Source organism: Tepidiforma sp., from assembly GCF_034433535.1.
Classification (GTDB): domain Bacteria; phylum Chloroflexota; class Dehalococcoidia; order Tepidiformales; family Tepidiformaceae; genus Tepidiforma.
In genome coordinates this window covers 1-8,525 of record NZ_DAOUAO010000223.1, presented here as the reverse complement: position 1 = coordinate 8,525, position 8,525 = coordinate 1, and the positions used below count along the sequence as shown (strand labels likewise).

General features: G+C 68.0%; 5 protein-coding genes. All 5 read left to right on the top strand.

The window, feature by feature from the left end:
* A partial coding sequence (locus tag VAE46_RS11645; protein WP_322797106.1) for an acyl-CoA carboxylase subunit beta occupies window positions 1-973 on the top strand: 973 nt, incomplete at its 5' end.
* A 153-nt stretch (window positions 974-1,126) separates the two neighbouring features.
* Window positions 1,127-3,691 carry a Calx-beta domain-containing protein gene (locus tag VAE46_RS11640; protein WP_322797105.1) on the top strand — a complete coding sequence of 855 codons (2,565 nt, stop codon included), beginning with the start codon at window positions 1,127-1,129 and terminating at the stop codon, window positions 3,689-3,691.
* Window positions 3,692-3,813: 122 nt separating this feature from the next.
* The gene (locus VAE46_RS11635; RefSeq protein WP_322797104.1) at window positions 3,814-4,068 is read left to right on the top strand and encodes a hypothetical protein; all 255 of its coding nucleotides are present in this window, start codon (window positions 3,814-3,816) and stop codon (window positions 4,066-4,068) included.
* Between the two features lie 16 nt (window positions 4,069-4,084).
* Window positions 4,085-6,457 (top strand): CoA transferase, encoded by a 2,373-nt coding sequence (locus VAE46_RS11630; protein ID WP_322797103.1) that lies wholly within the window; start codon window positions 4,085-4,087, stop codon window positions 6,455-6,457.
* A gap of 101 nt (window positions 6,458-6,558) precedes the next feature.
* Window positions 6,559-8,448 carry an aldehyde ferredoxin oxidoreductase family protein gene (locus VAE46_RS11625; protein WP_322797102.1) on the top strand — a complete coding sequence of 630 codons (1,890 nt, stop codon included), beginning with the start codon at window positions 6,559-6,561 and terminating at the stop codon, window positions 8,446-8,448.
* Window positions 8,449-8,525 lie beyond the last annotated feature (77 nt).

Below are 8,525 nucleotides of genomic sequence, written 5' to 3'. Positions count from 1 at the left end.
GCAGGTGTTTGTGGCCGGGCCGCCGGTGGTGGCGGCGGGTATGGGGGAGGTGGTATCGAAGGAGGAGCTGGGCGGGTGGGAGATTCACTGGCGGAACGGCGTGGTCGATAACGTAGCGGAGAGCGAGGAGGAGGCGTTCGAGCAGATTCGGCGGTTCCTTTCGTACCTGCCGCAGAATGCGTGGGAGCAGCCGGATCGGACGCCGCCGACCGACGACCGGGCCCGGCGCGACGAATGGCTGATCGGGGCGATCCCGAAGAATCGGCGCCGGCCGTATAAAGTGCGGGCGATCATCGGCAGCGTCTTCGACCGCGACTCGTTCTTCGAGATCGGCGCCGGCTGGGGGCAGAGCGTGGTCACGGGCTTCGCGCGGCTCGATGGGTACCCGGTGGGCGTGGTGGCGAACGACCCGTATTTTTACGGCGGCGGGCTGACGGCGGACGGCAGCGAGAAGCTCGCGCGGTTCGTGGACCTGTGCGACACGTTCCACCTCCCGTGCGTGAACCTGGTGGACCAGCCGGGATTCGTGATCGGCACGTGGGGCGAGAAGCAGGGCACGATTCGAAAGGGCGCGCGGGCGCTGGCGGCGGTGTTCCAGGCGAAGGTGCCGTGGGTGACAGTGATCCTGCGGCGGGTGTACGGCGTGGCGGGGGCGGGCCATGCGAACACGGCCGGGTTGAACCTGCGGTATGCGTGGCCGAGCGCCGACTGGGGGTCGCTGCCGCTGGAGGGCGGGATCGAAGCGGCCTACAAGCGGGACCTGGCGGCCGCCGAGGACCCGGACGCGCTGCGGGCGGAGCTGATGGCGAAGCTCGGGGCGGTGCGTTCGCCGCTGCGGACGGCGCACGCCTTCGGGGTGGAGCACCTGATCGATCCCCGGGACACGCGGCCGATCCTGTGCGACTGGGTGGAGCAGGCGTACGCGGTCGAGCGACACCGGTTGGGGCCGCGGGCGCGTGGGTATCGCCCGTAGGGCGTCACCCGGCGCGGGGCCAGGGCCATGGAACGGATCGGGGAATGCCCGGGTTGGCCGGCTTGACCGGGGAGGTAGACTCATGAGTCGCGTCCCGCCTCGGGAACCGGTGACGGGCGAGCGGACGTTGGAACACGTGCAGGAGGTGTGCACATGGGACGAATAGCCCTGGCTGGCGACGGGAGTCGCCGGAATGTGCTGCTGGCAGCGGCGGCGCTGCTGGCGGCGGTACTGGCGATGGTGATGGGGACGGGGTCGGCGCGGGCCGACGGGACGTTTTCGCTGAGCTCGAATGCCTACACGGTCGCCGAGGGTGATGCAGTCACCATCACCATCAACCGGAGCGGTGGCACACAGAATGTGCAGGTGACCATTACGGTGACAGCCGGCTCGGCCACCGAAGGCGCTGATTATGTTAATCCTGGAATCAACAGTTACATCTTCACGGTGCCGGGGAGCAACAGCTTTGCTTTCAACATCTCGACCATCGAAGACGCGACGCCCGAGTCGAATGAGACGTTCAGCGTGACCATCAGCGTGCCGTCAGGGAGCAGCGTCGGGACGGCGAGCGCGACCGTGACGATCGTCGATGACGATGGTTCGCCGAAGTATTCGTTCCAGGCGGCGAGCTCGAGCGTGACCGAGGGGAACACGACGCACCAGGTGGCGGTGGTGCGCGAGGGGAGCACGGCCGGGACGGATTCGGTCACGTGTTCGGTGAGCGGCGGGACGGCGACGGGGAGCGGGACCGACTATTCGTTCAGCAACCAGACGATCACGTTCAACCCGGGAGACACCGGGCCGAAGTCCTGCACGGTCACGATCGTCGAGGACGCGATTACTGAGAGCCCGGATGAAACGATTGTGCTCTTGCTGACAGGCAGCAGCGGGTTCACCGGCGGCGCGGGGACCATCACGACGCACACCGTGACGATCGTCGATGACGATGGGCCAGGCACGATCCAGTTCGCGCAGGCGACCTACACGGTGAGCGAGGGGGCGGGGACGGCATCAATCGCGGTGACGCGGACGAACGGGAGCACCGGCGCCGCCAGCGTGCAGTGCTCGACGGTGGGCGGGGGCACGGCCACGGCCGGTTCTGACTACATCACGGTGACCAGCCAGGTGCTCAACTGGGCCAATGGCGATACCATCACCAAGTTCTGCACCATCACGATCCTGCAAGACACGAGCGTCGAATCGCCTGAGACGGTGAACCTGCAGCTGAGCGGCGTGACCGGCGCGACACTCGGTACGCAGACCACGGCCGTGCTAACCATCACCGATGACGACGGGACCGGGACGATCCAGTTCGCCTCGGCGACCTACAGCGGCACCGAGGCCGGCGGGCCGATCGTGATCAGTGTGACCCGGACCGGCGGGACCAGCGGCGCCGTCACGGTCGACTACGCGACCACGGGCGGGACGGCGACGGCGGGGGTCGACTACACAGCAGCAAGCGGGACGCTGACGTGGGCCAACGGCGAGGGCGGCACGAAGACCTTCACGGTGACGCCGACCCCGGACACGCTTACCGAAGGGACGGAGACGGTGAACCTGGCGCTTTCGAACCCGACCGGCGGGGCCACGCTGGGAACGCCGAGCACGGCGGTGCTGCAAATCTCGGACTCGACCATCATCCCGGTCATCACCGCGGTCAACCCGGCGGCCGGGCCGACCACGGGCGGGCAGACGGTGACCATCACCGGGCAGAACTTCACCGGGGCGACAAGCGTGACCTTCGGCGGCGTGCCGTGCACGTCGCTGACGGTCGTGAGTTCGACGCAGATCACCTGTGTGACCCCGGCGAACCCGGCAGGGACGGTCGAGGTGATCGTGACCACGCCGAACGGGTCGAACACGACGACCGGGACGGCGAATGATTACACGTACACGACCGGGCCGACGGTGCTTTCGCTGAACCCGAGCACCGGGGCGTGCAACGGCACGACGATTGTGACCATCACCGGCACGAATTTCACCTCGAGCGGGATGACGGTGGTGTTCGGGACGGTGCAGGCGACCTTCGCCTATGTGTCATCGACGCAGATTACGGCGGTGGCGCCGGTGCAGGGCGCGGGCGTGGTGGACGTCCGGGTCACGACGCCGGGCGGGACGAGCCCGAACACCGCGGCCGACGACTTCACCTGCACGGGCACGCCCATCCCGACGGTGACGGGGTTGAACCCGACCAGCGGGCCGATCGGGACGACGGTGACGATTACGGGGACGAACTTCACCGGCGCGACGAGCGTGACGTTCGGGGGGGTGACGGCCTCGTTCACGGTGGTGAGCTCGACGCAGATCACGGCGACGGTGCCCGCCGGCACGCCCGCGGGCGTGGTGGATGTGCGGGTGACCAATGCCACCGGGACCAGCGTGAATACCTCGGCCGACGACTTCACAAACACCAGCACGTCGACCATCCAGTACACGCTGTACCGCACGTTCACGCTGATCGTCTGGACGGGCGCAGATAACAAATCGATTGCGCAGGCGATCGGCGGGACGCAGCAGGGCACGACGAACGTGAGCGGGCTGATTGGGGCCATCTGGCTGTTCAACCCGCAAACGCAAGCGTGGCTGGGCTACTTCCCCGGCAGCGAGGGCGTGCCGGGGGCGAACGATTTCACGACGTTCCGGAGCGGGACGGCGTACTTCATCGCCCTGCGGCCGACCGCACCGGCGGTGGTGAACTGGACCGCGCCGGCGAACTGACCGGCGGGGCGGTTGAGACGAAAAAGGGGGCCTGGATGCCCCCTTTTTCGTTGGACGGGCGTCCAAAATCGACGGGCTGCTGGTATAGTCATGGCCGATTCCAGCGATTGAGGTACGACGCGATGAACGGCACATCCCGGATTCTGCTGAACGCGGCGCTGCGTGATGAATCGGGACACGCGACTTCCGGCATTGGCGCCCTGGCGGCGGGGGCGGGAGCGGCGCTGCTGGGGATTGGCGCGGCGAACGATACGGGCTGGCTGGCGGTGACGGGCGGGATCGTCGCGGGGGTCGGGATCGTGGCCTGGGAGCTGCTGCGCCACGTGACCATCGACCAGAAGCTGATGGGCCGGGTCGACCGGCTCGAAGGGAAGTAGCCGGGGAGGAGCGCTGATGGGCATGCTGAGCCCGTACCGGGTGATTGACCTGACGGACAGCCGGGCCGCGCTCGGCCCGCTGATGCTGGCGAACCTCGGTGCCGAGGTGATCCGGGTGGAGCCCCCCGGTTTCGAGCCGCCGGGGGACGAGGCGCTGCAGTATGCGGTGTCGAACCGCGGCAAGGCGCGGGTGGCGCTCGACCTCGACAGCGCCGACGGACGCGAACGGTTCCTGGAGCTGGTGAGGACTGCGGACTTTCTGTTCGAGAACGCGCCGCCCGGTTCGATGGCGCAGCGGGGGCTGGGCTGGGACCAGCTGCAGGCGGTGAACCCGGCGCTGGTGTACGTGGCAACGACACCGTTCGGGCAGGATGGGCCGTATTCCTGCTATCGGACCACGGACCTCGTGCTGGCCGCCATGGGCGGCATGATGGCGCTCAACGGGGACCCCGACCGGCCGCCGGTGCGGGTGACGGTGCCCCAGTGCTGGCACCACGCGGCCGCCGAAAGCGCTGTCGGGGCGCTGGTGGCGCACCACCTGCGGGAGCGGACCGGCGTTGGGCGGTTCGTCGACGTGTCGGTGCAGGCGGCGGTCTTCTGGACGGGACTGCAGGCGATGATCGCGCACGCGATCCAGGGCCGGGACTTCGAGCGGGCGGGGACGGCGCTGCAGCTCGGGACGATCACGCTGCCGATGGTGTACCGGGCGAAGGACGGCGAGGTGGTCGTGCTGGGGAACGGCGCGACCCTGGTGCCGATGATGAAGTGGCTGGTGCGGGACGGTATCGTTCCCGAGGAATGGCTCGATGGCGAGGAGTGGGCGCGGTACGACGTGAAGGTGCTGGCCGGGGAGCCGCTGAAGTATTCGTACGAAGAGGTGCTCGCGGCGCTGCAGCGGTGGATCGAAACGCGCACGAAGAAGGAGCTGCTGGAGATCGGCCTGGAAAGCGGTGTGACCTTCGCGCCGGTGACGACCGTCCCCGAGATCCTGGATTTCGTGCACCTGAAGGTGCGGGAGTACTGGCGCGACCTCGAGGTGCGGCCGGGCGTGGTGGTGAAGGCCCCCGGGCCGTGGGTGCGGGCCGAGTGCGAGCCCCTGGTGTTCGGGGAGCGGGTCGAGGCGCTGCGCGATGCGGGGAGCCTGCCCCCGAGGGAGCCGCGCAGGCCGGCGGGCGGGGAGCCGGAGGGCACGCTGCCGCTGGCCGGGGTGAAAGTCGCGGACTTTTCGTGGATTGGTGTAGGGCCGATCACGGGCAAGTACCTGGGCGACCACGGCGCGGACGTGATCCGCATCGAAACCGCCAACCCGCCGGATCGATTGCGGGTGGGCGGGCCGTTCAAGGACGGGGTGTTCGGTCCGAACCGGTCGCAGTTCTTCGGGGCGTTCAACACCTCGAAGCGATCGCTTGCTCTCAACCTGAAGACGGAGGCGGGCCGCGAGATCGCGCGGAAGCTGATCAGCTGGGCCGATGTGGTCCTGGAGTCGTTCACGCCCGGGACGATGCGGGACCTCGGCCTCGATTACGAATGGGCGAAAACGGTCAACCCGGACGTGATCTACGTGTCGACCTGCCTGATGGGGCAGACAGGGCCGGCGGCACCGCTGGCGGGCTACGGCAACCACGCGGCGGCGATCAGCGGGTTCTACGAGGTGACCGGGTGGGATGACCGACCGCCTTCGGGACCGTTCACGGCGTACACCGACACGATCGCGCCGCGGTTCCTCGCGACGGCCGTGATGGCGGCGATCGACCGGTGGAAGCGGACCGGCGAGGGCTGCCGCATCGAACAGGCGCAGATGGAGGCAGCGCTGCACTTCCTTGCGAAGGAGCTGGTGGAGTACCAGGTGAACGGGAAGGTCCCGCGCCGGGCGGGGAACGACGACCCTGCGATGGCGCCGCACGGGGCCTACCCGGTAGCCGGGACGGACGAGTGGATCGCGATCGCCATCGAGGATGACGCGGCCTGGCAGCGGTTCGCGGCCCCGGTTGGCGAGCCCTGGGTGCTGGACCTTCGCTGGGCCACGGCCCAGGGACGGCTGGCCGGGCGGCGGGAGCTTGATGAGCTGGTCGGCACATGGACCGCGGGGCAGGATGGCTTCGCGCTGATGGAGAAGCTGCAGGCCGCGGGCATCGCAGCGGGCGTGGTGAAACGCTCGAGCGACCTGCTGGAGGACCCGCAGCTGAAGCATCGCCACTTCTTCCATCCGCTTGAGCACCCCGAGATGGGACTGGTGCCATACGAAGGCCATCAGTTCCGCATCAGCGGGTACGAGAGCGGACCGCGCCGGCCGGCGCCGTGCCTCGGGGAGCATTCGATGGAGGTGCTGCTGGAGGTGCTGGGGCTCGACGCGGACGAGGTGGCCCGGCTGGCGGCCGGGCTCGGGTAAGCGGGACCGCTATGCCGGGGCCGGCATATTGCGAGCGTTCGTGAAACCGGCAACGATGCAGTGCGCAGCAGGCGCGACACGCGCTAAGGAGGCATGAGGACTTGACGACAGCAACGCAAAGCTCCGGAAGTGTGCTCGAGAAGGGCTACAACGGGAAGATGCTGAACGTGAATCTCACGACCGGTGAGATCACGGTGGAATACCCGGATGACTCGCTGTACCGGCAGTACCTGGGCGGCTACGGGATCGGGGCGCGGATGCTCTGGGACCGGGTGCCGAAGGGTGCGGACCCGCTCGGGCCGGAGAATATGCTCGGGATGTTTGCCGGCCTGCTGACGGGGACCCCGCTGTTCGGGCAGCGCTGGCAGGTGGTGTGCAAGAGCCCGCTCACGGGCGGTTGGGGCGACGCCAACTGCGGCGGTGACTTCGGCGGCGTGCTCAAGCTGGCCGGCTGGGACGGGATTATGTTCTTCGGCAAGGCGGAGAAGCCCGTCTACCTGCTGATCGACAACGACAAGGTGGAGTTGCGGGACGCGAGCGACCAGTGGGGCCAGGGCGCGATCGAGAATGAGAAGTTCCTGAAGGACCGGCATGGGAAGCGCGCGAGCGTGGCGAACATCGGCCCTGCGGGCGAGACGCTTTCACTGATCAGCGGGGTCTGCAACGACCACGGCCGGCTGGCTGCGCGCTCGGGCGTCGGCGCGGTGATGGGGTCGAAGAACCTGAAGGCCGTGGTGGCGCTGGCCGACCGCAAGGTCATTAGCCAGAGCGACGTGACGATTAAGATGCTCCGGGAGAACCTGGACCAGTTCGTCAAGCCGCTCAAGGACTTCTTCCACAACTTCGGCACGACCGGCATCACGGCGATGTCGGCGCTGAACGGCGACAGCCCGGTGAAGAACTGGGGCGGCGTTGGGGTTATCGACTTCCCGATTGCGCAGCAGATTGACGGCGGCTCGCAGATCAACCCGCGGATGGAGAAGTCGTACGGCTGCTGGCGCTGCCCGATGGCCTGCGGCGCTGAGTCGAAGGAGTCGACCAACCCGAAATATCCGTACCCGCACCACACGCACCGGCCGGAGTACGAGGCGATGGCCGCCTTCGGCACGATGAACCTGGTCGCCGACCCGGACGCGCTGATTTACGCGAACCACCTGTGCAATGAGTACGGGTTCGACGTCATCAGCGCGGGCGGCGCGATCTCGATGGCGATCGAGTGCTACCAGAACGGCATCATCACCAAGGAGGACACCGAAGGGATCGATCTTCGCTGGGGCGATGCCGATGCGATGATCGCGTTCCTCAAGGCGATGGGCGAGCGGCGCGGCATCGCGGCGGTGTTCGCGGACGGCGTGAAGGTCGCGGCGGAGAAAATCGGGCGCGGCGCGGAGAAGTTCGCCATGCACATCGGCGGGCAGGAGCTGCCGATGCACGACCCGAAGCTGCAGCCGGAGTACTACACCACGTACAAGCTCGACCCGACGCCGGCGCGCCACACTCAGTACGAAGGGAACAAGCGGCTCGGCAAGATCCCGCCGGCCCCGGCGGATAACAAGGTCTACACGGGCCGCGGCGAGCACCACAAAGGCGCCAGCGAGTACATGCACGTGGTGAATGCTGGCGGGATGTGCCAGTTCGTGATGATGGCAGCGAACACGGCCAACATGCCGTCGTGGTTCAACGCGGTCACGGGCTGGGACATGGACCTCGACGAGATGATGCAGATCGGCGAGCGCATCGCGAACCTGCGCATGGCGTACGAGGTGCGCGAGGGCGGCAACCCGCGGAAGCGCGCGGTCCCGACCCGGGTGACGGGCGAGACCACCGAAGCCACCCACGCCGGCCCGCTGCAGGGCATCAAGCTCGACACTGAGACGCTGGAGACCGAGTTCCTCAAGGCCTGCGACTGGGACCTCGAGACCTGCAAGCCTTCGAAGGCGAAGCTCGAATCGCTCGGGCTGGCCGACGTGGCAGCGGCGCTGCACAACTAGGTAACGGGCTCCGCAGTGCGCACCAGGCGCCCTCCCCTGTGGGGAGGGCGCTTTGTTTGTGCCTGGTGAACCGCGGG